The organism is Mesorhizobium caraganae (genome assembly GCF_016836705.1).
GTDB lineage: Bacteria > Pseudomonadota > Alphaproteobacteria > Rhizobiales > Rhizobiaceae > Mesorhizobium > Mesorhizobium caraganae.
Genome location: NZ_JAFCGY010000023.1, coordinates 68193 through 93420 on the forward strand (window position 1 = coordinate 68193; position 25228 = coordinate 93420).

A 25228-nucleotide genomic window follows, 5' to 3' on the forward strand; every position below is an offset into this window, starting at 1 on the left:
TTGCCAATGCAACTGGACGGCCCGGCTTTCGGCTGCTTTTCCAGCCCGGTGACCCGTGTTAGAGCATGCTCCCGGATAACGGGCGTGGTTTGCACAAAAGATCACGCTCAAACAAAAGCTTGGAACCAGTTCCTATCTCGACCGGACCAGGACGATTTCCGCCCGCTACGCACGTTTGCAGAACAACAAAAGACCGAGACATGACCGACAGCACCATCGAGGCCCTGAACCAAAAGCTCGACCGCCTGATCGAGGCAGTCACCCGCCTCGCCCCGCCGCCGGTGCCGCAGACCGATCTTGCCGTGGCCGACTGCTTCGTCTGGCAGGCCGATCCCGGCTATCTCGAACCGGTGCGCAAGGTCAATCGCGTCGACATCGGCCTGATCCGCGGCGTCGACCGCGTGCGCGATATACTGGTCGAAAACACCGAGCGCTTCGCCGCCGGCCACGCCGCCAACAATGTGCTGTTGTGGGGCGCACGCGGCATGGGCAAATCCTCGCTGGTCAAGGCCGTGCATGCCGAGATCAACGCCAAAGCCAAATCCGGCCTGCCGCTGAAACTGATCGAGATCCATCGCGAGGACATCGACACGCTGCCCAGGCTGATGGGCCAATTGAAGGTGGCGCCCTTCCGCATCATCCTGTTTTGCGACGATCTGTCGTTCGACCATGACGACACGTCCTACAAGTCGCTGAAGGCAGCCCTTGAAGGCGGCGTCGAGGGCCGCCCGTCCAATGTCATCTTCTACGCCACCTCGAACCGCCGGCACCTCTTGCCGCGCGACATGATCGACAATGAGCGCTCGACGGCCATCAACCCGTCCGAGGCTGTCGAGGAAAAGGTCTCGCTGTCCGACCGTTTCGGCCTGTGGCTCGGCTTTCACAAATGTTCGCAGGACGAATATCTCGACATGGTCAACGGCTATGCCAGCCATCACGGGCTGGAGATCGACCCGGAGCAGCTGCGCGCCGAAGCGCTGGAATGGGCAACGACGCGCGGCAGCCGCTCCGGCCGCGTCGCCTGGCAGTTCACCCAGGATCTGGCGGGACGGCTCGGCAAGCCGCTGAAGGATTGAATGTTACTTGGGCGGCTGCGCCCGTCGCAAGTCGCGCGGCGTCTGGCCAATCTCGCGGCGCATCCAATACGCCAGGTGTGATTGGTGCGCGAAGCCGGTCAACGCCGCTATCTCGCTCGTGCTGAGATCGCCGCGCCGCAGCAGGACGCACGCCCTTTCCACGCGGCGTCGCAACACATAGCGATGCAAGGTGACGCCCATCGCCGCCTTGAACCATGTGCGCAGATGCGAACTGCTCGCGCCGGCCACCCGGCTCAAGCGATCGATCGAAAGCGGCTCGTCGAGAGCGGCCTCGATGTGTTCGAGGACACGCTTGAGCTGGGCGTCAGACAACCGGTTCGCTCGAACCATGTCAGGGCCATCGAGGCCGAGCAGCCTCACCGCAAGCGCGGCGCCGATGCTTTCCGCAAACAAAGGGCCACTCGGCGCGCCTGCGGCGAGATCGCTCTGCAGCGCTCGAGCCAGATGCTCGATCCGCTGGTCACGCAGCAAATGTCGTGTTTCCAGCCGCGATGCTCGCGCCTTGCCGCCAAGTTCCGCGGCGACCCTTTCCATCAAGGCCGGCTGCAAGACGATCTCCATCGTGTCGAACGGGGTTTCGGCCTCGAAACCGCCCTCCTCGCCGGCCGGCACAAGGTCGATGTCGCCGGCGCGCCTGACGAAATATCGCCCGGCCTGATTGCAGTAGGAACGCGTCGCCGCGCTTGCATGCACCATGATGCGATGGTGCGCCGCGCGGGGCAGCCGATGGACGCCTGCCTCGATATGCCGGCAAACCATCGTGACGTCGGACGAGGCCGGAGCGAATTGCGGAAGCATGCTCTCTCGATTCATGGCGAAACCTGTTCAAGATTTGGCAATTCCCGCGCGATTTTCAACGCCGCGAACCTGTACTCCCGCCTCTCCTTTAAACACGGAAGAGAGGTTGCGATGAGTTCGTATGTTGTTGTCGGCGCGGGCCCGGTTGGTCGCGAGACGGCTCGCCTTCTTGGCGAGGAAGGCCATGATGTCATCCTGACCAGCCGAAGTATCGGTTCGAACGTGTTGCGGAATGTGCGGTCGATACAGGCCGACGCCACGGACGCCTCGGCGCTGTCGCGTGTGTGCCAGGGCGCCGATGCCGTTTTGATGTGTGCCATGGCCACATATCATCGCTGGCCAACGGACTTTTTCCCCATAATCGACGGCACCGTGCGCGCCGCGGAAGCAGTAGGCGCCAAGCTCATCGTGCTTGGAAACCTCTATGGTTACGGCAGGAATGGCGAAAACCCGCTGCGCTCCGACATGCCGCTGGACCCGAATTCGAAGAAGGGAACCGCCAGGACGATCATGTGGCAGCGGGCGGCCCGCGCCAGCGTGCCGGCGATCGAAATCCGGTCCAGCGACTATCTCGGGCACGGCGCGATCAGCTACTTCTCGCTGATCGCGCTGCCCTCCATCATCGAGAGCAAGCCAACCGCTTTCATTGGTGACCTCGACGCCACTCATGCCTGGAGCTTCACCAAGGACGTCGCCAGGACGCTCGTCGCCGCCTCCCGCTACACCGGCGAATGGGGACGGGCGTTTCATGTCCCCTCGCAATACGCCTCGCCCAACGAGCTTATCCGCAAAACCGCGGCGATGCTTGGCCGGGATATTGCCGAGACGCACTCCTACTCCATCCCCGAGATGGAAGCGCTCGGCATGCATGAGCTGATCGAGATGAGGTACCTCTTCGAGACCCCCTTGCTGATTGATTCCTCCGACGCGGAGACGCTTCTGGGCGTTAAGGCCAGCAGTCTCGAGGAGATGATCGCCGACACCCTCCAGGATTATCTGTAAGTCCGGTCGTCAGGCAATCTTCCGCAACTGAAAAAGCCCGCCCCTTGCGGAGCGGGCTGAGCCGGCGGGCCGGACTGGAGGTCAGACGGCCTGCAATCGTTTATTGTTCTATTCGAGACAGCCCGACTATTCGAGATAGCCGGACGGATCGACCGGGGCCGAGTTCTTGCGCACTTCGAAGTGCAGCTTCGGCGCGTCGGTGGTGCCGCTCATGCCCGACAGCGCGATTTCCTGTCCGCGCTTGACCTTCTGGCCGCGCTGCACCTCGATCGAACTGGCGTGGCCGTAGACGGTGACCAGACCGTTTTCGTGGCGCACCAGCACCGTGTTGCCGAATTCCTTGAGGCCGTCGCCGGCATAGATGACCACGCCGTTCTCTGCCGCCTTGACCGGCGTCCCTTCCGGCACGGCGATGTCGACACCATCCTTGCCGCCGCCAAAGCTGGAGATGACGCGGCCACGCACCGGCCAGCGCATCTTGCCGATGCCGGTGGCGTCCGGCGCGACAGCGTCGTCGTCCTCGGCCTGCTGGATGACCTTGGCGTCCTTCTTCGGCGGCGTGTAGGTGGCGAGCGTCTCCGTCGGCTTTGCCGCCGGCTGGGTAGTGGCCGTCGTCACCGGATCGACCTTTGCGGGCTTGGCGGTGGCGACCGTTGCCGTGCCACCGGCCGGAACCTTCAGCGTCTGGCCGATCTTGAGCAGCCCGTCCTGCATGCCGTTGGCCTGCTTCAGCGCGACGACGCCGACGCCGGTCTTGCGTGCGATCGAGGATAGCGAGTCGCCCTGCTGGACCGTGTAGGTGCCGGCGCCAGCCTTGGGTGCGGCCGCAGCCACCTGCTGCACCGGCTTCTCGGTCTTCGGCTTGTTCGCGGCGGCCGAGGCGTCGACCTGCGCGGCGGATTTGCCGTCCTTGTGTTTCGGCTGCTGCGGCAGCACGGCGACCTTCTCCGGCGCCGGCGCCTTGGGGCTGTTCGCCGGCTTGCCATCGGCAACTTTCGGCTCGGTCCCCTTGCTCGAATAGGCATAGGCCGGGATGACCAGCTTCTGGCCGGTCTTGAGCCCCTTGGTGGCGCTTAAGCCGTTGACCTTCATGATCACATCGGCCGGCACGTGATAGCGCTGGGCGATGCCGGAAATGGTCTCGCCGTCCCTGACGACGATCTCGGTGGCATGCGGCGTGCCGGCGGCCGGCTTCGGCGCGTAAGGCTCATCAGCATTCTTGAACGGCCTTGCCGGCTGGACGGTGCCGGTCGTCGTCGTCCTGTCGACATGCGGTGCCGGCGCAGGCGCCGGTGCGGAAGCGGCGCGCATCGGCACCGCCGCGGGCTGGCTTGGCGGCGGCAGTTGCTGCACGGTGACCGGCTCCAGGCTGGAGCGGCTGACTGACTGGGTGTGGCTGCCATCGACCGGTGCCGCAGCGATCGGCGCTGGCGAAACATCGCCCGGATAGGGCTGCGCGGTGCTCTGCTTGTCGATGATGGCGCGCTGATTGTTGGTCGAGGAGGTGAAGACGTCGTCGACACCGTTGAACCGCGAGGCCTGGGAGCTACACCCCGCAGCTACGCCGGCTAGTATGAGGACAGCGCAACCCCGCGACAGAGTACGCCCGTTTGCCTTCAAAACACTGAATTGCATCGCACTAACCCGCACAGACCCGGTACACACTGGTCATGATTAAAGCGCGTTAATGTTACTGGCGGGTTAACCCATTAGAATCCGACGCAAATTTTCTTAAAATATTCAAGCGCGCCGCTAGATCACCGCCGCGACACCGCGCAGGATCGGCTGCAGGCGCACGGTTCCGATATCTTCGCGCTCGAAACGGCTGCCGACCTTGGTCAGCTTGGCCAGCACCTGCTCGCCCTCTTCCGGTCCGATCGGCGCAATGACGATGCCGCCACTCGACAACTGGTCGAGCAGGAAGCGCGGCAGGCTGTCGAATGCCGCCCAGGCGACGATGCGGTCGAACGGCCCTTCATTGGCAAGCCCATTCGAACCGTCCGCCTGGCGCACGACGACATTACCGATGCCGAGCGCCTCGAAACGTTGCCTCGCCTGCTCGGCCAGCGTCTTGTAGCGGTCTATGCTGACGACCCGCGCCGCCAGCCGCGACATCACCGCCGCCGTGTAGCCCGACCCCGTGCCGATCTCGAGCACACGGTTGCCGGGCTCTATTGCCAACGATGCGATCACCGCGGCCTGCAAGTCGGCGCCTTCGATCGCCTCGCCGCATTCGATCGGCAGCATGCCGTCCGACCAGGCGATGGAATGGTATTGGCCGTTGAGGAAGCCGCGCCGCGGCGTCGCTTCAAAGGCGGCGATCAACGCCTTCGGCACCGCGCCGCGGCCACGCAGGCGCAGCAGGAAAGCGGCAAAACCCTCGCGGTCGTCTAGCGGCAAGTTCATGCAAAAACCTTGTTCATGCCAAAACCTTAATCAGACAGAGCCTTGGTCAGTTGATCGCGGATTTCATGCGCGGTGAGGTCGAGTTGCAGCGGCGTCACCGACACCAGCCGGTTGCGCAGAGCATGGAGATCGGTGCCTTGCTTGCCTTCGACCGGCTCGCGGCCGAAGCGCAGCCAGTAATAAGGCAGGCCGCGCCCGTCCCGGCGCTCGTCAACCCACAGGCTGTGCACCAGCTTGCCTTGCGAGGTGACCACGGTGCCGGCGACCTCGTCAGGCAGGCAGTTGGGAAAATTGACGTTGAGCAGCACGCCGTCGGGCAGCGGCATGGCGACGAGCTTTTTCAGCAGCGCCGGCGCCAACGTCTCGGTGGTCTCGTAGGGAACAACGCGATCCTCACCGACATAGGAATAGCCCTGGCTGAGCGCGATCGAGCGGATGCCGAGCAGCGCGCCTTCCATGGCGCCGGCGACCGTGCCGGAATAGGTGACGTCGTCGGCGATGTTGGCGCCGGAATTGACGCCGGACAGGATCAGGTCTGGCGCGCCGGGCAGGATCTTCTTGACGCCCATGATGACGCAGTCGGTCGGTGTGCCGCGCACGGCATAGTGTTTTTCGCCGATCTTCCTCAGGCGCAGCGGCTCCGAGATCGACAGCGAATGCGCATAGCCCGACTGGTCCTGCTCGGGCGCCACCACCCAGACATCGTCCGACAACGTGCGGGCGATGCGCTCGAGCGACGCCAGGCCCTCGGCGTGGATGCCGTCATCATTGGTCAGAAGAATGCGCATTATTTCGATTCGATCTTCGCCAGACCGCCCATGTAAGGCCGCAGCACTTCAGGAATGGTTACGCTGCCATCCTCATTCTGGTAGTTTTCGATGACAGCTATGAGAGCGCGGCCGACAGCGGTGCCCGAGCCGTTCAGCGTATGGACGAAGCGGTTGCCCTTGCCGTCCTTGTCCTTGTAGCGGGCATCCATGCGCCGGGCCTGGAAATCGCCGCAGACCGAGCAAGAAGAGATTTCGCGATAGGCGTTCTGGCCGGGCAGCCAGACCTCGATGTCATAGGTCTTGCGCGCCCCAAAGCCCATGTCGCCAGTGCACAGCACCATGGTGCGGAACGGCAGGTCCAGCCGCTTCAGCACTTCTTCGGCGCATTGCGTCATCCGCTCATGCTCGGCCAGCGAAGACTCCTGGTCGGTGATCGAGACCAGCTCGACCTTGTAGAACTGGTGCTGGCGCAGCATGCCGCGCGTGTCACGCCCGGCCGAACCCGCTTCCGAGCGAAAGCACGGCGTCAGCGCGGTGTAGCGCAGCGGCAGTTTTTCATGCGCGGTGATCTCCTCGCGCACCAGATTGGTCAGCGGCACCTCGGCAGTGGGGATCAGGCCCAGCCGGCCATCGCCATGCGGCGTGAAGAACAGATCGTCCTCGAATTTCGGCAACTGGTTGGTGCCGAACAGGACCTCGTCCTTGACCATCAGCGGCGGGATGATCTCCTCGTAGCCGTGCTCGGTCGTGTGCAAATCGAGCATGAACTGGCCGATGGCACGTTCCATGCGCGCCAGCCCGCTCTTCAGCACGGTGAAGCGCGATCCCGACAGCCTTGCCGCCCGCTCGAAATCCATCATGCCGAGCGCTTCGCCGATCTCGAAATGCTCCTTCACCCAGTTCGGCCGCGTCGGCACCTTGCCGACAATGTGCTTGACGACATTGTCGTGCTCGTCCTTGCCGACCGGAACGTCGTCGAGCGGCACGTTAGGCAGCACCGCCAGCGCATCGTTCAGCGCCTTGTCAAGTTCGCGCTCGCGCGCCTCGCCATTCTGGATGAAGGTCTTGATGTCGCCGACTTCGGCCTTGAGCTTTTCGGCAAGGGCTGCGTCGCCCGAGCGCATGGCGTTGCCGATCTCCTTCGAGGCGGCGTTGCGGCGCTCCTGCTTGGTCTGCAATTCGGTGACGTGCTCGCGACGCGCCTCGTCCCTGGCGATCAGATCATCGACCGTGGACTGCGCGTCGTCAGCCGACCACGAGCGCTTTGCCAGCGCCTCGACAAGGGCCTTCGGGTTGTCGCGAATCCATTTGATGTCAAGCATGGGTACTACGCTCCTGAGCTAGGCCAGAGGGCGTAAACCGCATCCTTGACCGATGCAAGACGAGCGTTCAGCGACCGTCGCGTTTTTCCGCAGACGCGGACACCAGAACTGTGCGGCTAGGAGGGAGCCTGCGTCGAGGACGCTTTCGCTGCCTTTTCGGCCACGGCTTCGGCAGCTTCCTGCTTCTCGCGCGCCAGCTTCTGCTTGACCTGATCGCGCTCGATGAACCGGGCCGCCCAGATCGAGACTTCGTAAAGCAGGATGGTCGGGATGGCCAAACCTATCTGGCTCATCGGATCGGGCGGCGTCAGCACGGCCGCGACGACGAAGGCGATGACGATCGCCCATTTGCGCTTTTCGGCCAACGCCTTCGACGACAGCATGCCGACGCGCGTCATCAGGCTGGTCACCACCGGCAGCTGGAACACCAGGCCGAAGGAGAAGATCAGCGTCATGATCAGGCTGAGATATTCCGACACTTTCGGCAGCAGCGAAATCTGCACCTGATCGTCAGTGCCGGCCTGCTGCATGGCGAGGAAGAACCACATCACCATCGGCGTGAAGAAGAAATAGACCAGCGACGCGCCCATCAGGAACAGGATCGGCGAAGCGATCAGGAATGGCAGGAAGGCGTTGCGTTCGTTCTTGTAGAGGCCGGGCGCGATGAATTTGTAGATCTGGGTGGCGATCAGCGGAAAGGCGATCACCATGCCGCCGAACATGGCGAGCTTGACCTGGGTGAAGAAGAATTCCTGCGGCGCCGTGTAGATCAGCTCGACCTTGTGCGGATCGAGCCCAGCCCATTGCGTCGCCCATTTGAACGGGATGACCAAAAGGTTGAACAGCTTCTTGGCAAAGAAGAAGCAGACGAGGAAAGCGGCGAAGAAGCCGCCGATCGACCAGATCAGCCGCCGCCGCAGTTCGATCAGATGCTCCATCAGCGGAGCCGACGACTTCTCGATCTCGTCCTTTTCGCTGTCCGTAATGCTCACTTGGCGGCTCCGGCCGTCTTCTTGGGCGCAGGCTTTTTGGCCGGCGCAGGCTTCGGGTCAGCCTTAATAGCTGCCTTTGGTGCAGCAGCTGATTTACCGGCTTTTGCCGGTGCCACCTTGGCGGGCGCTGCCGACAGTCTGGCCGAAGCTTTAGCGGCAGGTGCCGACTTTGCCGGTGCTGCCTTGGTTGCCGCCGTCTTGGGTGCCGGGGCGTTCGCTTGCTTCGGTGCCGCGGCGTTCTTTGCAGGCGCTTTTTGCGGCGCTGTCGTTGCAGCGGCCGCTGTTAGCACGGACTCGTCGGTCATGGCGGGGAAGATCGGCGCTGGCGGGGCAGCGTCCGGAGCGCTCACACCGGGCATCACCGTCGCGCCGTTCTTGAGCGGCTCCGCTGCCTGCGGCGTCTCCGCCGCCGGCGTTGCGGGATCGACCGCAGGCTTCGGCTTCATCACCGCATCGACGCCGGAGCGCACATCGGCTGCCGCCTGTTCGAACGGGTTGAGCTGCTTGCGGATCTCGGCTGCCGGATTGAGGCCCCTGAGCGTATCGACCGACTTCTTGACGTCGTCGAGTTCGGCTTCCTTCAGCGCCTCGTTGAACTGCTTCTGGAAGTCGGCGGCCATCGCGCGCAGCTTCGCCGTCGTGCGGCCAAAGGTGCGCAGCATATTTGGCAAATCCTTGGGCCCGACGACCACGATCATGACGATCGCGATCACCAGCATTTCGGTCCAGCCGACTTCAAACATGGCAATCTGTTCCGACTAGAACCTTGGGCTCAGCTCTTGCTGGCCTTTTCCTTCACGGCCGAAACGGTCTCGTCGGGGCGGTGCTCGACGGTGCGCTTGTCATCGGCGGTGTCGTCGTCGGCCATGCCCTTCTTGAAGCTCTTGATGCCTTTGGCCATGTCGCCCATCAGCTCGGGAATCTTGCCGCGGCCGAACACCAGCAGCACGATCACCAGCACGATCATCCAGTGCCAAATCGAAAATGAACCCATTGTAACTCTCTCTCGAATGTTTTCCCTGGCGATGATCTATGCGTTTTCGCGTTGGGATTCAAACACAACCGCGACAAAGTTTATGAAGGCGCGGCTTATGTCACGCATTTTCGGCAAAGCTGCCCGCTACCAATCGGCGCATCTACAGCCGCAATGCAGCTTTTTGACAGCGGCCCGCGGTCAATCTTCCGTGACGCGTGGCGTCAGCAGGCCGAGTTCCTCGAGGTCGATGTCGGTCAGCGCGTCCTCGTCCTCGGTCAGCGCGTCCGGATCGGCCGGCGGCAGCGGGATGGCGAAATTCGACGGCATGCGGCCGGAAAGCAGCCCCGCCCCCTTCAACTCGTCCATGCCGGGAAGATCGCGGATTTCCTCCAGCGCGAAATGGTCGAGGAAGCTGTCCGTCGTGCCGTAGGTGACCGGACGGCCGGGCGTGCGGCGACGGCCGCGCATCCGCACCCATTCCGTCTCCAGAAGCGTGTCCAGCGTGCCCTTCGACGTCTCGACGCCTCTGATGTCCTCGATCTCGGCGCGCGTCACCGGCTGGTGGTAGGCGATGATCGCCAGCACTTCGAGCGCCGCGCGTGAGAGCTTCCTTTGCTGAACGGTATCCCTGCTCATCAGGAAGGCGAGATCGCCGGCGGTGCGGAATGCCCAGGCGTCGCCGACCCGGACCAGATTGACGCCGCGCCGCGCATAGATTTGCTGCAGATCGGCCATGGCAGCGGCGATGTTGATGCCGTCGGGCAGTCTGGCTGCGAGCTGTTTTTCACTGACCGGCTCAGCGCTGGCGAACACGATCGCCTCGGCCATGCGCACGGCTTCCGCCATATGCAGCCGCTCGCCAGGATTCATGGGCGCGTTCTGGGGCGAATTGTGGGTCTCGGTCGGGTCCTGGGCGATAATGCCCTCCTCCGTCTCGTCTTCGACCTTGAACGGAATGACCGAAGCGTTGGCGCGTTCGCTCATGATGCCACCTCAACTGCCTTGATTGCCGATGCCCGGTGGTCGCGCAGATAGATCGGCGCAAATGCCTGCTCCTGCCGCACATCAATCTGGCGCTCGCGCACCAGTTCCAGTGTCGCGGCGAACGAACTTGCGATCGCCGTGCGCCGTTCTTCCGGGCTCGTCATATATTCTATCAGGAAGCTGTCGAGCGTCGTCCAGTCACGCATCGAACCGATCAGCCGGGCCAGGATGTCGCGCGCATCCTTGAGCGACCAGACGCCGCGCCTGGCGATCGTCACATTGGTGATCGCCTGCTTCTGGCGTTGCTGGGCATAGGCGGTGAGCAGATCGTAGAGCGAGGCCGAATAGGCGTTGCGCTTTTCGACGATGACCATTTCGGGCATGCCGCGCGCAAACACGTCGCGGCCGAGCCGGTTGCGGTTGACCAGCCGCGCCGAGGCGTCGCGCATGGCCTCCAGCCGTTTCAGCCGGAATTGCAGCACCGCCGCCAGTTCCTCGCCGCTCTCGCCTTCCTCGCCGGGCTGCTTGGGGATCAAAAGCTTCGACTTGAGGAAGGCCAACCACGCCGCCATCACCAGATAGTCGGCGGCAAGCTCGAGCCGCAGCGCCCTCGCCGTCTCGACAAAGGTCAGATATTGCTCGACCAGCGCCAGGATCGAAATGCGCGCCAGATCGACCTTTTGTGTGCGGGCAAGGTGCAGAAGAAGGTCAAGCGGACCTTCGAAACCGGCGACATCGACGACTAGCGACGGATCGCCGGTGACGCGTGAATCGTCGTTCTCGGCCCACAGACGGTCCATCGGTGCGGCCTTCGCAGCCTTGCTGTCCAATGTTTCCGCCACTTGCCCCTTTGTCTCCTGTCTAGGCCACTGCGTCAAAATAGGTGGCAAACTCGGCGCGTATCTCGGTTTCGTCGGCCCGGTCACGATCCCTTATATAGGTCAGCGCCCGCTTGGCGCGTTCCAGCGACGTGCCTTCAAGTCCTGTGGTTCGCGATGCGATGCCCGCCATCTCCTCGAAAACGCCATTGCAGTGAAGGACCAGATCGCAGCCCGCCGCAAGGATCGCGGCCGCCTTTGTCGGGAAATCCCCAGAAAGTGCCTTCATCGAAGTGTCGTCGCTCATCAGAAGCCCGTCGAAGCCGATCTCGCGGCGGATGATCTCGTCGATAATCTTGCCCGACGTCGTCGCCGGATTGTTCGGATCGATGGCGCTGTAGACGACATGCGCCGTCATCGCCATCGGCAGATGGCTAAGCTCCCGGAACGGGGCGAAATCATGCCGCTGCAGGTCGCTCAGCGAGGCATCAACCACAGGCAGTTCGAAATGCGTGTCGGCAAAGGCGCGCCCATGGCCCGGAATGTGCTTCATGACCGGCAGCACGCCGCCCGACATCAGCCCTTCCGCCGCGGCGCGGCCAAGCTCGATGACCGGACGCGGCTCCTTGCCGTAGGCGCGCGCGCCGATAACGTCGCTGGCGCCCTCGATCGGCACATCCAGCACCGGAAGGCAATCGGCCGAGATGCCGTAGCGTAAGAGATCGAAGGCGTGCAGCCGCGCCATCAGCCAGGCGGCACGCGTGCCGGCATCATGGTCCTTGCGCCACAATGCGCCGAGCGCACCGCCGGCCGGATAGTTTGGTGCTAGCGGCGGCCGCAGGCGCTGCACCCTTCCACCTTCCTGGTCGATGAACACCAGCGCATCGGGCCGCCCGATGCAGTCGCGCATTTCGGCGACCAGATCGCGGATCTGTTCGGTCTCGCCGATGTTGCGTGCAAACAAAATGAAGCCCCACGGGCATTCATTGCGATAGAAGCGGATTTCGTCGCGAGTGAGCGATTTCCCGGCACAGCCGAGGATCATGGATTTTGATTCGGTCATCCCTTGAGTTTAGGGCTTCGCGCCGTCAAAGGGAATCACCCTGGACGGCAAGCGCCTGAACCGCTTGCTCATCCACATGAAAAAACCGGCGCGACCCCTTGGGACGCGCCGGCTTTGATAATTGGATCAGGTCTTAGCGCGACACGAAGCAGTTGCCGCCGGCAGCCTTGTAGCTGGTGCACAGATTGATCGCATCATTGCGCGACTGCGCCGGGACGCGGACGCGGTAGAAAGTACCCTTGCCGGCGATCTCGGCCTTGACGATGTTGGCGGTGCGGCCGGCCAGCACGCTGCCGTAGCGGCGCTGCAGGTCGGCATAGTTGGCCTGGGCGCTTTCGACCGTCGGCTGCGAAGCAATCTGCATCGACCACGAACCGCCGCCTGATGTCGAAGCCGTCGCCGGAATGGAGGCAACCTGGTCGGGCTTGACCTCGCCGACCACGTCGACCGGCTGGTCGGACGGGCGCTGCGGCGCCACGGCAACCGTCTCCGGCGTGTTGGCGGACTGGGTCTCAACCTTCGGCGCGGCCGCCGGCTTCACCGGCTTCACCGGCTTGACCGGCTTGGCGGTCACCGCACTGGCCTGGTCGCTGTTTGCCTGATCGGTGGCGGGCGCCACGGTGCCGGTCTGCTCGGCATCGGCTGAAGGGGCGACGTGCTGCGGCGCCGGGTCAAGCGGCTCGGCCGCCGCAATTTGAGGCGCGGCCGGCGCCGGATCCTCGCGTGCCACCAGCGAGCCGTCAGGCTTGACCACCATGGTCCGCACCTTGCGCGGGGCAACGGCGACCGTATCGGGGTTCTTGTCGGCTTCCTGCAGAACCTGCGCGATGCGGTCCTCGGATTTGGGCGCGGGTGCTGCAGCCGCATCGGGATTGCCGGCAGCGTCGGGGTTTCCGGCGGCATCGGTGCCCGCGGCAGCGTCGGTCTCGTCGGGCGACAGATCGACAACGCGGCTTTCCGGCCCCTTTGCCTTCACATCGACCGGCTCTTCGGTTGATGTGACCAGCTTCTCCTGCACCGGCTCGGCCGGTTTGGTGCCCTTGGCGACCGCGTCATAAACCTTGTTGTCCTGGTTCGGCACGACAGCGCCGCCCGGATTTTCCGGCTTGACCTTGATCGGGGTGTTATCAGCCTTGACGATCACCGGAGCGTCGCTGCCGCCCTTGCCGCCAAACGACAAGGCAAAGGCGCCGAGGCCACCGATAACGGCCACCGCGCCGACGACCGCTGCGATAAACAGGCCGCTCCGGCGCGGCTTTGCCGCTTCCTGTTCGGCGAGGCCCGGCACCGTCATCGCCTCGTCCAGGTCCGGATCGTAGTCGAGTTCGTCGACCGAGAAATCGTCGGCCTGCGAAACCGGCTGACTGCCGGGCAAATCGCCCATGTCGAAGCCACCGGCTGCATAGGCAGTTTGCGCTGCGGCGGCAGGCGCATCGGCGGGCTGCGCCGCATAAGCGCGCTGGTCGAGCTCATGGCCCGAACTGAAACCGGAGCTGTAGGAATCGTCGTCATAGGCGGCGCTGCGCGTGGCCGCAGGCGGCGGCGCCACTTCCACCGCGTTCATGTCGGTGAGCAGGCCGGCGAATTCGGCGTCGATATCGTCATAGGCCGCCGGCTCGTCTTCCTGGAAGCTGAGCTCGGGAATATCGAGGTCGTCGGCGATCGCCACCACGCGCTCCGGCACATCGACCGTCTCGACATCCGGCATCTCGTCATAAGCCTGAGGCGGCGCTTGGCGCGTCGGCGCCGGCGCTGCATAAGCAGCGACCGGCTGGTCGCCGTAGGTTGGCGCGGCTGCCGCCGGCATGGAAGGCTTTTCTGCAAAAGAAGCTTGGGGCTGCGCTGCAACGGAAGGCTGGGCAGGGGTCGGGGTCACGCGGCTCCACGAACGCGCCGGCTCCGGCGGCGTCGAGCGCCAATCGCCAGCGACCGGTGCGGCTGTGTCGTCATTACCGAGATCGATGCCTTTGGCCAAGGCCGCATCGAAGGCATGATCGTCGAATTCGATCTCGGGCTCATGGCCCTCGAGCTCACCGGCAAGCAGATCGTCGAATTCGGCATCGTTCTGGGTCGCGGCGGCTTGAGGAGCCTGCGCCGGCGCGTGTTCGTCCAGGTCCCAGTCAAGATTGTCGGCAGGAGCCGCCGGCGCCGCGGCGGACCGCTGCACCGGCACGACAGGCTCATAGGCCCGTGTGGGCTCGATGACTGGCGCCGGCCGTGGTGTGGTCATCGCGCCAAGCAGCGCGTTGAGTTCATCTTCCAAAGTCCGTTCGTCAGCAGCCGGCGCGGCCGGGGTCGCCACAACGGTGGGCGCCACAACAGCGGGCGCTACATAAGCGGGTGCGACTGGGGTTGGCTGGACCGGGGCGGCGGCGACCTCGGCAGCCGCCTCGTGGTCGGCAACCGCGTCGTCGATGCTCAGGTCGAAATCGTCGAACGCTTCGTGCGCGGCCTCATGAGAGGGGCTTGCCTCCGCAGCCCACGCCGGCGTCTCGTCGACTTCCGGCGCATCCATCTCAACCGGGGCGCTGGCCTCCAGATCGCTGACATCCAGTTCGCGCTCTTCCGGAGCCTCGGCTTCAACAGGCTGAGCTTCGAAAGCCTGAGGCTCGAAATCCTGGCCAGCGAAATCCCGGGCAGCGAAATCCATGTCGACATCGGCCATCGCGTCGTCGAAATGGTCGGAAAAATCCTCATCGGCAACAGCGTGGTCGCCGGCATCGACGACCCCGGTTGCCGGAGCGGCATACTGGTCCTGCGCCGGCACATTTCTGTCCAGCGTCAGTTCGTCTTCCAGCGACAGCGAGACGGCATTGTCGAAATCATCGTCGAATGCGACATCGTCAGCAGGTGCAGCAGCAACCTCGGCGACACCAGCGCCGTGTTCGACGTCATCCGTCGCGTCGCCATCGAGCCGCAACCCCTGCTCGAGCGAAGCGGCAAGCTCGTCGTCCATGGGCAGGTCGTCTTCGAGCGGCGACACGTTTTCCAGCGAACTGGCGACAGCCATGTCGTAATCGTCATCGAATGCAGGTTCGTCGAATGCAGGCTCGGCAAACGAAGGCTCGGCGGCTGGCGCCACGGCCTGCGGGCGAGCACCAAAATCATGATCTGCGGCGTCGTCGAACACGAAATCATGGTCCAGCGAAGCGGCAAGCGCATCGTCCATCGCGGCATCGGCGGTTTCGAAAGCCGGCTCGCGACTCGCGGCGGCAGGTTGGTGAACCTCGGAAGTTGGCTGGCTAACCTCCATGGAGGCGAAGTCGTCGCCGAGTTCGCCCATCAACTCCTTCTCGAGGTCGATGTCGAAATCGCCCTCGTCCGCAACCTTCTGGACGACCGGCGCCTTTGGTTTGACCGGCTGGCGTGGATCGAAACCCATGATCCTGGTCAGTTCCGCGAACGGATCATCCTCGGCGATGTCGTTGTTGTCGGCTGCTCTCAGCTGGGTTCTGTCTGCCATTATTGTTCCCGAACTCGCACTCATTCGGACGCCATGGACGTCGCGCAGGGTTGGCCCTTACCAGCGCAATGTGGGCAAATGGTGACAGGTTTTTTAGTCAAACCTAACGCATTTCGGTGGGCGCATCAGCCCCAATCAGCGTCAGGCCGGAGGTCAAAACATCCGAAACAGCCTGCACCAGCCCTAGTCTGGCATGTGTCAATTGTCGGTCGTTAACCTTAACAAAACGTAAGTCGGGATTATCGGTGCCCCGATTCCAGTGGCCATGAAAGCTGGAGGCCAGATCGTAGAGGTAGAATGCCAGCCTATGCGGCTCCAGCGCAAGGGCTGCGGATTCGATCAGCCGGGGATATTCAGCCAGCTTCCGGATCAGGCCGATCTCGCCCTCATCGGTCAGCGACGCCGAGGCGGCCGCCAGGCTTTTGCGGTCGAAATTGGCTTCGCCCAACTGCTCGCTCGCTTGCCGGAACACCGAATGGCAGCGCGCCGAGGCGTACTGCACGTAGAACACCGGATTGTCCTTGGATTGTTCGGTCACCTTGGCGAAGTCGAAGTCGAGCGGCGCGTCGCTCTTGCGGTAGAGCATCATGAAGCGGATCGCATCGCGGCCGACCTCCTCCACCACTTCGCGCAGCGTCACGAAATCGCCCGACCGCTTCGACATCCGAACCGGTTCGCCGTCGCGAAACAGCTTCACCAGATTGCACAGCAGCACGGTCAGCTGGAGCTTCAGATCATCGCCCCCAATCGCCCGCGCCAGCGCTTCCAGCCGCTTGACGTAACCGCCATGGTCGGCGCCCAGCACATAGATCAGATCGACAAAGCCGCGGTCGACCTTGTCCTTGAGATAGGCGACATCGGCGGCGAAATAGGTGAACGAGCCGTCGGACTTGACCAGCGCCCGGTCCATGTCGTCGCCAACCGCGGTCGAGCGGAACAAAGTCTGCTCGCGGTCTTCCCAGTCGTCCGGCTTTTCGCCCTTGGGCGGCGGCAGCTTGCCCTTGTAGATGTGGCCCTTCAGCGTCAGATCGTTGATCGCCGAGCGGATCTTCTTGGCGTTGTCGGCATGCAGCGTGCGCTCGGAGAAGAACACGTCGTGATGCACGTTGAGCAGCGCCAGATCCTCGCGGATCATCACCATCATCGCATCTATGGCGCGGTCCTTGACGATGGCCAGCGCCTCGTCATCCGGCATTTGCAGCAGGCTGCGGCCGAACTCTTTCGCCAGCGCCTGGCCAAGAGGGACCAAATAGTCGCCGGGATAAAGGCCAGGCGGAATTTCGCCGATCTCGTCGCCGAGCGCCTCCCGATACCGCAATATGACCGAGCGGCCGAGCACGTCGATCTGACCGCCGGCGTCGTTGATGATGTATTCCTTGGTCACGTCATAGCCGGCGAAGCCCATCAGATTGGCCAGCGTGTCGCCGACCACCGCGCCGCGGCAATGACCGACATGCATCGGTCCGGTCGGGTTGGCCGACACATATTCGACATTGGTCTTCTTGCCGCCGCCGATGGTCGAGCGGCCATAGTTGCGGCCCTGCCCGAGCAGAGCGGTCAGATGCGTCTGCCAGAAAGCATCCTTGAGCCTGAGATTGACGAAGCCCGGGCCGGCAACATCGGCGGCGGCGACATCGGCGTCAGCGCGCAGCACTTCCACCAGCCGTTCGGCCAGCGCGCGCGGGTTCTGCCTGGTCGGCTTGGCCAGCACCATCGCCGCATTGGTGGCGAGATCGCCATGGCTGGCGTCGCGCGGCGGCTCCACGGCGATGCGCGACAGGTCGGGCGAAACGCCATTACTGTCTTTCAAATCAAGCGCTTCGACGGCTTTTGTGATTCGCGCGCTGAAATCGGCGAAGATGTTCATGGGTCTTGCTCTGGCGGACTGTGCAGGAGAACCGGCTCATTGGCCGGCAAATCGCGCCCGCCCTAGCTTAAATCGGGCGTATGGTCAAACAGACGGCGGTGTTCCTTCAAGGCGTAGGTGTCCGTCATCCCCGCCAGGAAATCGGCGACGCTGCGCGCCTTGATGCGATCCTCGGCCCGATCGAGCCCTTCGCGCCAGCCATCCGGCATGGCGCGCGGATCGGCGAAATAGACATCGAACAGGTCGCGCACGATCTGCTCGGCGTCGCCACGCACGCGCATCACCTCATCGTGCCGGTAGAGGTGCTTGTAGAGAAACGCCTTCAATTCCTTCTCGGTCGCCGCCATCCCGGCGGAAAACGTCACCATCGTCTCGCCCGCCGCCCGCACCGCTTCGGCACTGTCGGGCTTGATGCGCTCCAGGTTGGCGGTGGTCGAAACGATGACATCCTCGACCATCATGGTGATCTGCCGGCGCATCAGTTCGTGGCCGGTGCGCACGTCGTCGAGGCCGGGATAGCGTGCGCGCACGCTTTCGAGGATCGATCCCGGCAGCGCAACCGTCTCCAGCATGTCCAGCGTCAGGAAGCCGGAGCGCAGGCCGTCATCTATGTCGTGGGTATTGTAGGCGATGTCGTCGGCGATCGCCGCGCATTGCGCTTCGATCCCGGCAAAACGGTCGAGTTCGAGGTCGTGCAGTTCGGAATAGTCGCGGATCGCCTGCGGCACCGAACCCTTAAGGCCTTTTCCCTTGGCGTCGGTCAGTGGGCCATTGTGCTTGACCAGGCCTTCCAGCGTCTCCCACGTCAGGTTCAGCCCGTCGAACTCGGCATAGCGCCGCTCCAGCCGCGTCACCACGCGCAGCGACTGCGCATTATGATCGAAACCGCCCCATGCGGCCATCCGCTCGTTCAGTGCGTCCTCGCCGGTATGACCGAACGGCGTATGGCCGAAATCGTGGACCAGAGCGACCGCCTCGGCCAGATCCTCGTCGCCGCGCAGCGCCCGCGCCAGAGCCCGCGCGATCTGCGCCACCTCGATCGAATGTGTCAGCCGGGTGCGATAGTGGTCGCCCTCATGGGCGACGAACACCTGCGTCTTGTGCTTCAGCCGGCGGAAGGCGGTGGAATGGATGATACGGTCGCGGTCGCGCTGGAACGGCGTGCGGGTCGGGCTTTCGACCTCGTCATAGAGCCGCCCACGCGACTTGGCGGGATCACTGGCATAGGCCGCGCGCGGCCGATAGCCGAAGCCGATGTCGCCAAGCTCATTTGTCATGGCTGATGCCGCCGCAGTTGACTTGCCCCTCCCCGCTTCATACCTATCATGTGAAACCGAAAGCAAGGTGACGCCCATGGGCGCTGATGCCAAGACTGCCATGAAAGTCGAGATGACCGACTCCGCCGCCAGGCGGATCGTCAAAATCGTGTCTGGCGAAGCCGGCAAGACGGCGCTGCGCGTCTCCGTCGAAGGCGGCGGTTGCTCCGGCTTTTCCTACAAGTTCGACCTGGTCGATACCCGCAACGACGACGACGTCGCCATCGAAAAGGACGGTGCCACCGTGCTGATCGACGACCTCTCGCTGGTCTATATGGGCGGCTCGGTGATCGACTTCGTCGACGATCTGATGGGTCAGTCGTTCCAGATCCGCAACCCGAATGCAGTCGCCTCCTGCGGCTGCGGCACCAGTTTCTCCATTTAATCAGATGCCTGCGATCGGCGCGGTCCGTCAGGTCGCGCTGTCGGCCGGGCGCGATCTCGATGTCACGCTGGCCTTCTGGCGCGACGTGCTCGGCCTGCGTGTTCACGCCCGCTACGATCCGCCCGGCATGGCCTTCATCATGGCCGGCGATATCAGGCTGCTGTTCACCGACGGCGTGCCGGCCGGCACCGTCTATCTCGACATAGCTGGGCTCGAAGCCTTCCATGCCGAGGCGAAAGCCGAAGGCGTTCCCTTCACCGCACCGCCGGCGCTTGTTCATCGCGACAGCGAAGGCACATTCGGTCCAGCGGGGGAAAGCGAGTGGATGGCCTTTCTAAAGGACCCGGCAGGCAATACGATCGGGCTTGTCGAACGTCTCCCGCCCGAACATCCCTGAGGCCGCCCATGAAAATCGTCACCTGGAACATCAACGGCGTTCGCGCCCGCATCGGCAACCTCACCCATTGGCTGACCGAAAGCCAGCCCGACATCGTCTGCCTGCAGGAGATCAAGACAGTCGACGAACAGTTCCCGCGCGCCGAGATCGAGGCCCTGGGCTACAATGTCGAAACCCATGGCCAGAAGGGTTTCAATGGCGTCGCCTTGCTGTCGAAGCTGCCCTTTGATGAGGTTATCCGAGGCCTGCCGGGCGACGACACGGATGAGCAGGCGCGCTTCATCGAGGGCGTGTTCTCGACCGATCAGGGCGCGTTGCGCGTCGCCTCGCTCTATCTGCCCAACGGCAATCCGATCGATGACGACAAGAAGTTCCCCTACAAGCTGTCCTGGATGGAGCGGCTGCAGCGCTGGGCCGAGCAGCGCCTGCTTTTGGAAGAGGCGCTGGTGCTCGCCGGCGACTACAATGTCATCCCCGAGCCGATCGACGCGCGCTTCCCCGAGAACTGGCTTGGCGATGCGCTGTTCCAGCCGCAGACCCGGCAGGCCTTCCGGCGGCTGAAGAATCTCGGCTTCACCGAGGCGGTGCGCGCCGTCACCGACGCTGCCGACGTCTACACCTTCTGGGATTACCAGGCCGGCGCCTGGCAGAAGAACAACGGCATTCGCATCGACCATCTGCTGTTGTCGCCCGAAGCCGCCAACCGCTTTTCCTCGGCTTCGATCGAAAAGCACGTGCGCGCCTGGGAAAAACCGTCCGACCATGTGCCGGTGGCGATCGATCTGGCCTTGCTGCCGGCCTGATAGCTGCCGAACCCTGATATCGCCACAATCGCGCTCTTCATTCGGAAATCAGCATGGCGGCTGGGGTTCCATGACCATACGATTCCTTCTTTGTCCGATCGGCCTGGCATTTGCCATGGCTGCACCCGCAGCGGCCTTCGCCGACCAGCAGTGCCTGGCCAATGGCAAGTCGTACCAGGTCGGCCAGGTCGCTTGCCTGACGGTTTCCGACCAGAGCCACATGGCCCGCTGCGACCTCGTGCTCAACAACACCTCATGGACGAAGATCGGCGACACCTGCCCCGACAACACGATGAAGCCTCACCTGAAGGTCACGCCAATCTCGATGCCGGCGCCCAGCATGGTGCCGACCGAACCGATCGCGAACTGATAAGTCGAGAGCTGGATTTCCCCCTTGTGGGGGAGGTCAGCGCACGACCCTTACTGGTCGCCGCCGCCCTTGGTGAGAATATCATCCGCCAGCGATATGGCGGTGCGGCGGTCGGCTTCGCCGGCGGCGGCAAACGCTTCTTCCTGCATGCCGCGGATCCATGGCTGGTCGGCCGGCGAGGCGCGTTCGAGCGCGGCCGTCATCATCGCCAGCCCGCGCACGATCTTGCCGCTCTGGAACAGAAGATTGCCGAGCGTCGCCTGGGCGCCGGCATGGCCCTTTTCGGCAGCAAGCTGGAACCAGCGGCCGGCCTGCTTGACGCTGGCCTTCACGCCGCCCTCGCCCTTCAGGAACATCTGGCCCATCTCGAACTGGGCGTTCGGATTGCGGTAATTGGCGGCCGCACGCATGTAATATTCCTGCGCCGCGACCTCGTTTTCCTCGACAGGGCTGCCGGGAATGCCTGTCCTGAGATAGTCGCCCAGCGCCACCAGCGCGTCGGAGACATAGCTTTCCTCCGGCGATCCTGGCTCGACATCCTGATCGACGATCTCGGAAAAGAATTTGAAGGCCGCATAGTCGTCGCGGGTCACGCCGTCGCCTTCGGCATACATGCGCGCGAGCTTCCAGGTGGCGCCGATCTGGCCGTTTTCGGCGGCGTATTTATAGGCCTCGACCGCCTGTTCCTTGTGGCCGCTCTTGTAGGCGGAGAAGCCGAACTGGAACACGGCCCACGGGCTCGATTGCGGCTTCACGCCGGTCTTGTCGTCGAACACCTTGTCGTCGAAGGCCATGGCCTGGCCCACGGCGCCAAAGATCGCAACAGCGACCAGTGCCGGAAGGACAGATGACCTCAACAACTCAGATATCCGCATAGCAATGTGTTTCTTTGGCACCGCCCGGATGGGTGACCGCGCCGTCGCGGGCAGGCCCTACCGTCTGTGCATATTTCCAGATCGCGCCCGACTGGTAGTCGGTCGTGCGCGCCTTCCAGGCCTTCGCCCTCGTTGCCAGTTCAGCCTCGGACAGGTTGACCTCGATCGTGCCTTTGGTCGCGTCGATCGAGATCACATCGCCGTCCTTCAGCAGTCCGATCGGTCCGCCGACGGCAGCTTCGGGCCCGACATGGCCGATGCAGAAACCGCGCGTCGCGCCCGAAAAACGGCCGTCGGTGATGAGGGCCACCTTGCCGCCCATGCCCTGGCCGTAGAGCGCCGCCGTCGTCGACAGCATCTCGCGCATGCCCGGACCGCCGCGCGGACCTTCGTAGCGGATGACGAGAACCTCGCCTTCCCTATAGTTGCGGTGCGTGACCGCCTCGAAACATTCCTCTTCCGAATCGAAACAGCGTGCCGGGCCAGAGAATTTCAGCTCCGTCATGCCCGCGACCTTCACGATCGCGCCTTCGGGGGCAAGGTTGCCCTTCAAGCCCACGACACCGCCGGTTTGGGTGATTGGTCGGTTGGCGGGACGGACCACATCCTGGCTATCATTCCAGGCAACATGCTCCATGTTTTCGGCCAAAGTACGGCCAGTCACGGTCAGGCAGTCGCCATGCAAATAGCCGTGGTCGAGCAGCGTCTTCATCAGCAGCGGAATGCCGCCGGCCTCGAACATGTCCTTGGCGACATATTTGCCGCCCGGCTTGAGGTCGGCGATGTAGGGCGTCTTCTCGAAAATCGCGGCGACGTCGAACAGGTCGAACTTGATTCCGGCTTCATGCGCGATGGCCGGCAGGTGCAAAGCCGCATTGGTCGAGCCGCCGGTGGCCGACACCACAGTCGCCGCATTCTCCAGCGCCTTCAGCGTGATGATGTCGCGCGGCCGGATGTTCTTGGCGATCAGCTCCATGATCTTTTCGCCGGAGGCGAAGTTGAAGCGGTCGCGCATCTCGTAAGGCGCCGGCGCACCGCAGGAATAGGGCAGCGCCAGGCCGATCGCCTCGGCGACGGTGGCCATGGTGTTGGCGGTGAACTGGGCGCCGCAGGAGCCGGCTGACGGACAGGCGGCCTGCTCGATCTCGAGCAGCTCGGCATCGCTGACCGTGCCGACCGAATGCTGGCCGACCGCCTCGAATACATCCTGCACGGTGATCTGGCGGCCGCGATAGCTGCCGGGCAGGATCGAGCCGCCATAGATGAAGATCGACGGCACGTTGAGCCGCACCATGGCCATCATCATGCCGGGCAGCGACTTGTCGCAGCCGGCAAGGCCGACCAGCGCATCGTAGCAATGGCCGCGCATGGTGAGTTCGACCGAATCGGCGATCACATCGCGTGACACCAGCGACGACTTCATGCCCTGGTGGCCCATTGCGATGCCGTCGGTGACGGTGATGGTGCAGAATTCGCGCGGCGTGCCGTTGGCGGCGGCGACGCCTTTCTTGACCACCTGCGCCTGGCGCATCAGCGAGATGTTGCAAGGTGCCGCTTCGTTCCAGCAGGAGGCGACGCCGACCAGCGGCTGCGCGATCTCGGCCGCCGACAGCCCCATGGCATAGAGATACGAGCGATGCGGCGCACGCGCCGGACCGACGGTCACATGGCGGCTCGGGAGCTTGGCCTTGGAAATAACTCTGGCGTCCATACTCTTCCTTGCCGCGGGCAGTGCGGCCTGCCCCATCGCCGAGCCTTCTGGCGCGTGTCCCGAGACAAATTCGAGGTGCGCCGGGTTTATGGCGGGAAATGGGCAATTTGGTCGGGCGGAACTCTAGCGCGGGGGTTGTTCAGAAACTGTTGCCAAAACGTCACAATTACGAGAGGCCAAAGTTGTGCGGCGGATTTGCAACGCTGGCGCGTGCCGGCACGGCTCGACACCGTGCCTCAAACGAAAAAGGCCGGGAAAGTGCCCGGCCTTTTGTGTGAATTTTCAGAGGCTTAGAACTTGATCTTGACGCCGCCAGAAATGGCCGTGACCAGATCGTTGCCGAAATCATAGCTGACGTCGGTGCCGGCTTGGTAACCGTTGTTGCCATTCACGACCCCTGAATGGCCGCTGGTCAGGACGCCGACCGCGCCGGCCAGACGAATTTCGATATTGCGCGAAGGCGTGTAGGCGACGCCGCCGCCCAACGTCCAGGTGTCGGTCTGCGAGCCGTAGCCGTGTGATGTGCCACGATCCCAGGAAAGCTGGCCGGCCGCGCTCCACTCATCGTTGAACTTGTGGCCGATGCCGCCCGTAACCGTCCAGCCGTCGCGATACATCAGGTCCAGCGACGTAATCTGGCCTGAATGCAGAGCATCACCCGTAACGCATGCCGCAGCGGGAGTACCTACGACGCAAATCGGAACACTCTGCAGCAGGCTCCAGTTGACCCACTTGAGCGAACCGAAGGCGAGCCAGCCGGGCGCAATGCCTGACTGCAACTTCAATTCGACCGTATCCGGCATGTACTGCGTCGCACCATAGATCGGCAGCACGACAAGGCCAACATGCGTCAAGTCCAGCGTGCCCGAGATGTTGTCGAGCTTGACCCGCGAATTGTAGACGAGGCTGGCGCGCAGCGCGATTTCTGGGATTTCATAGGCAAGGCCGGCGCGCCAGCCCCAGCCCGTGCCCTTGAGGTCAACACGGCCGGTTCCCTGGAAACCCGGCACCAGCGGCGACACCAGGTCTTCCTTGAAGCCATAGACTTCCTGGTAATAGACGCCGCCGATGAAGCGAACCTGGCCTTTGCCGGCATCCATCTTGTAAGAACAAGTGCCGGCGTAGTTGTTGCTCTTGATGTCGGTTTCTATGTTGGACTCGGCACCGGCCCACAGACCCGGATTTGTGTGCGCGCCCCACGGCTGGGAATAGTCGAACATGCAGTCGACGCCCTTGACGACCTCGGCCTTGACGCCGATGCGCGGCACCCAGTAGCTCTTGCTGTCTTTCGCCGTGCTGCCCAAGAATGTAAGATTGCCGTCACTCGGATCGGTATCGACCGCGTTCTTGAGCTTGCGCTGTGGCATCACATAAGTCGCCTCGGCTTCCGTGGCGAACGGAGATGGGTCAAACAGAAGGTCGATGTCGTAGCCACCGCGCTCGATGCCGCCGGCATGCGCAGAACCGATCAGGCCCAGCGAAAAACACCCCGCCCCCAGCAGTGTTTTCAAACGCAAATTGCTCATGATGTCCTCCCCGAAATACTAGTGCGTCAAGCTAGAACCAATTCAGGTTAACGGTGCAACAATGAAATCACATAGCGTACACGTACACTCTCGCGGACCGCATTTCGAACACAGTGGCGGCCTAGCCAGCAGGTCCGAAAATGGCCATTGGGGAGGCACATTAGGAAAAAAATCAGAAAGAAACGCTTAAAACGGCACGAAATCCGGCTGTTTTACTGGCATTCCGCCCGATTGTTACATTATGGCAACAATGGGGCTGAAACTTTCCGTTTACGTCAATATTAACG

General features: G+C 63.3%; 23 protein-coding genes. 6 read left to right on the forward strand and 17 right to left on the reverse strand.

What is annotated here, in order from left to right:
* Positions 1–200 precede the first annotated feature (200 nt).
* On the forward strand, positions 201–1076 hold the full coding sequence (locus JQK88_RS27010) for an ATP-binding protein (protein WP_203279996.1): 876 nt from the start codon (positions 201–203) through the stop codon (positions 1074–1076).
* A gap of 3 nt (positions 1077–1079) precedes the next feature.
* Here JQK88_RS27010 and JQK88_RS27015 read toward each other — a convergent pair whose 3' ends face one another.
* The gene (locus JQK88_RS27015; RefSeq protein WP_203279997.1) at positions 1080–1895 is read right to left on the reverse strand and encodes an AraC family transcriptional regulator; all 816 of its coding nucleotides are present in this window, start codon (positions 1893–1895) and stop codon (positions 1080–1082) included.
* 111 nt (positions 1896–2006) lie between these two features.
* On the opposite strand from JQK88_RS27015, the gene JQK88_RS27020 reads away from it, so the two are divergent.
* Positions 2007–2897, forward strand: coding sequence for an NAD-dependent epimerase/dehydratase family protein (locus JQK88_RS27020; protein ID WP_203280012.1), 891 nt, complete (start codon positions 2007–2009; stop codon positions 2895–2897).
* Positions 2898–3023: 126 nt separating this feature from the next.
* On the opposite strand, the gene JQK88_RS27025 is transcribed toward JQK88_RS27020, so the two are convergent.
* From JQK88_RS27025 to JQK88_RS27085, 13 genes are all read right to left on the reverse strand, one after another.
* Positions 3024–4532, reverse strand: coding sequence for a LysM peptidoglycan-binding domain-containing M23 family metallopeptidase (locus JQK88_RS27025; protein ID WP_203279998.1), 1509 nt, complete (start codon positions 4530–4532; stop codon positions 3024–3026).
* Positions 4533–4649: 117 nt separating this feature from the next.
* Positions 4650–5303 (reverse strand): protein-L-isoaspartate(D-aspartate) O-methyltransferase, encoded by a 654-nt coding sequence (locus JQK88_RS27030; protein WP_192257302.1) that lies wholly within the window; start codon positions 5301–5303, stop codon positions 4650–4652.
* A gap of 26 nt (positions 5304–5329) precedes the next feature.
* The gene (surE, locus tag JQK88_RS27035; protein WP_142865079.1) at positions 5330–6091 is read right to left on the reverse strand and encodes a 5'/3'-nucleotidase SurE; all 762 of its coding nucleotides are present in this window, start codon (positions 6089–6091) and stop codon (positions 5330–5332) included.
* Complete coding sequence (serS, locus tag JQK88_RS27040; protein WP_192257304.1) at positions 6091–7395, reverse strand: serine--tRNA ligase; 1305 nt, start codon at positions 7393–7395, stop codon at positions 6091–6093. Before serS ends, surE begins: the two co-directional genes overlap by 1 nt.
* Before the next feature lie 116 nt (positions 7396–7511).
* Positions 7512–8387: a twin-arginine translocase subunit TatC gene (tatC, locus tag JQK88_RS27045; protein ID WP_192257305.1), complete on the reverse strand. Its 876-nt coding sequence runs from the start codon at positions 8385–8387 to the stop codon at positions 7512–7514.
* Entirely contained in the window at positions 8384–9130 is a 747-nt protein-coding gene (tatB, locus tag JQK88_RS27050) for a Sec-independent protein translocase protein TatB (RefSeq protein WP_203279999.1), read from the reverse strand. Before tatB ends, tatC begins: the two co-directional genes overlap by 4 nt.
* A 29-nt stretch (positions 9131–9159) precedes the next feature.
* Positions 9160–9381: a twin-arginine translocase TatA/TatE family subunit gene (locus JQK88_RS27055; protein ID WP_023667688.1), complete on the reverse strand. Its 222-nt coding sequence runs from the start codon at positions 9379–9381 to the stop codon at positions 9160–9162.
* Positions 9382–9561: 180 nt separating this feature from the next.
* Entirely contained in the window at positions 9562–10347 is a 786-nt protein-coding gene (gene scpB / locus JQK88_RS27060; protein WP_192257309.1) for an SMC-Scp complex subunit ScpB, read from the reverse strand.
* The gene (locus tag JQK88_RS27065) at positions 10344–11147 is read right to left on the reverse strand and encodes a segregation and condensation protein A (RefSeq protein ID WP_192257679.1); all 804 of its coding nucleotides are present in this window, start codon (positions 11145–11147) and stop codon (positions 10344–10346) included. Before JQK88_RS27065 ends, scpB begins: the two co-directional genes overlap by 4 nt.
* Positions 11148–11208: 61 nt before the next feature.
* The gene (nagZ, locus tag JQK88_RS27070; protein ID WP_203280000.1) at positions 11209–12228 is read right to left on the reverse strand and encodes a beta-N-acetylhexosaminidase; all 1020 of its coding nucleotides are present in this window, start codon (positions 12226–12228) and stop codon (positions 11209–11211) included.
* Positions 12229–12361: 133 nt separating this feature from the next.
* A complete protein-coding gene (locus tag JQK88_RS27075) occupies positions 12362–15691 on the reverse strand; it encodes an SPOR domain-containing protein (RefSeq protein WP_203280001.1) in 3330 nt (1109 codons plus the stop codon).
* A 103-nt stretch (positions 15692–15794) separates the two neighbouring features.
* Positions 15795–17558 carry an arginine--tRNA ligase gene (gene argS, locus JQK88_RS27080; protein ID WP_203280002.1) on the reverse strand — a complete coding sequence of 588 codons (1764 nt, stop codon included), beginning with the start codon at positions 17556–17558 and terminating at the stop codon, positions 15795–15797.
* Positions 17559–17620: 62 nt separating this feature from the next.
* Positions 17621–18835, reverse strand: a complete 1215-nt coding sequence (locus JQK88_RS27085) for a deoxyguanosinetriphosphate triphosphohydrolase (protein ID WP_203280003.1) — start codon at positions 18833–18835, stop codon at positions 17621–17623.
* Positions 18836–18911: 76 nt separating this feature from the next.
* On the opposite strand from JQK88_RS27085, the gene erpA reads away from it, so the two are divergent.
* The 4 genes from erpA (at position 18912) to JQK88_RS27105 (ending at position 20829) form a co-directional block, all read left to right on the forward strand.
* Positions 18912–19259, forward strand: coding sequence for an iron-sulfur cluster insertion protein ErpA (gene erpA / locus JQK88_RS27090; protein ID WP_203280013.1), 348 nt, complete (start codon positions 18912–18914; stop codon positions 19257–19259).
* Positions 19260–19263: 4 nt separating this feature from the next.
* On the forward strand, positions 19264–19656 hold the full coding sequence (locus tag JQK88_RS27095; RefSeq protein WP_203280004.1) for a VOC family protein: 393 nt from the start codon (positions 19264–19266) through the stop codon (positions 19654–19656).
* A gap of 8 nt (positions 19657–19664) precedes the next feature.
* A complete protein-coding gene (gene xth / locus JQK88_RS27100) occupies positions 19665–20459 on the forward strand; it encodes an exodeoxyribonuclease III (RefSeq protein WP_112564801.1) in 795 nt (264 codons plus the stop codon).
* 115 nt (positions 20460–20574) lie between these two features.
* Positions 20575–20829 (forward strand): hypothetical protein, encoded by a 255-nt coding sequence (locus tag JQK88_RS27105; protein WP_246750060.1) that lies wholly within the window; start codon positions 20575–20577, stop codon positions 20827–20829.
* Between the two features lie 50 nt (positions 20830–20879).
* On the opposite strand, the gene JQK88_RS27110 is transcribed toward JQK88_RS27105, so the two are convergent.
* The 3 genes from JQK88_RS27110 to JQK88_RS27120 all read right to left on the reverse strand — a co-directional run bounded on the left by JQK88_RS27110 (position 20880) and on the right by JQK88_RS27120 (position 24941).
* Complete coding sequence (locus JQK88_RS27110; protein ID WP_112564806.1) at positions 20880–21704, reverse strand: tetratricopeptide repeat protein; 825 nt, start codon at positions 21702–21704, stop codon at positions 20880–20882.
* Positions 21691–23415, reverse strand: coding sequence for a dihydroxy-acid dehydratase (gene ilvD, locus JQK88_RS27115; RefSeq protein ID WP_192257328.1), 1725 nt, complete (start codon positions 23413–23415; stop codon positions 21691–21693). The genes JQK88_RS27110 and ilvD overlap by 14 nt, the downstream gene beginning before the upstream one ends.
* Positions 23416–23705: 290 nt before the next feature.
* Positions 23706–24941 (reverse strand): OmpP1/FadL family transporter, encoded by a 1236-nt coding sequence (locus tag JQK88_RS27120; protein WP_203280006.1) that lies wholly within the window; start codon positions 24939–24941, stop codon positions 23706–23708.
* Positions 24942–25228: the final 287 nt, after the last annotated feature.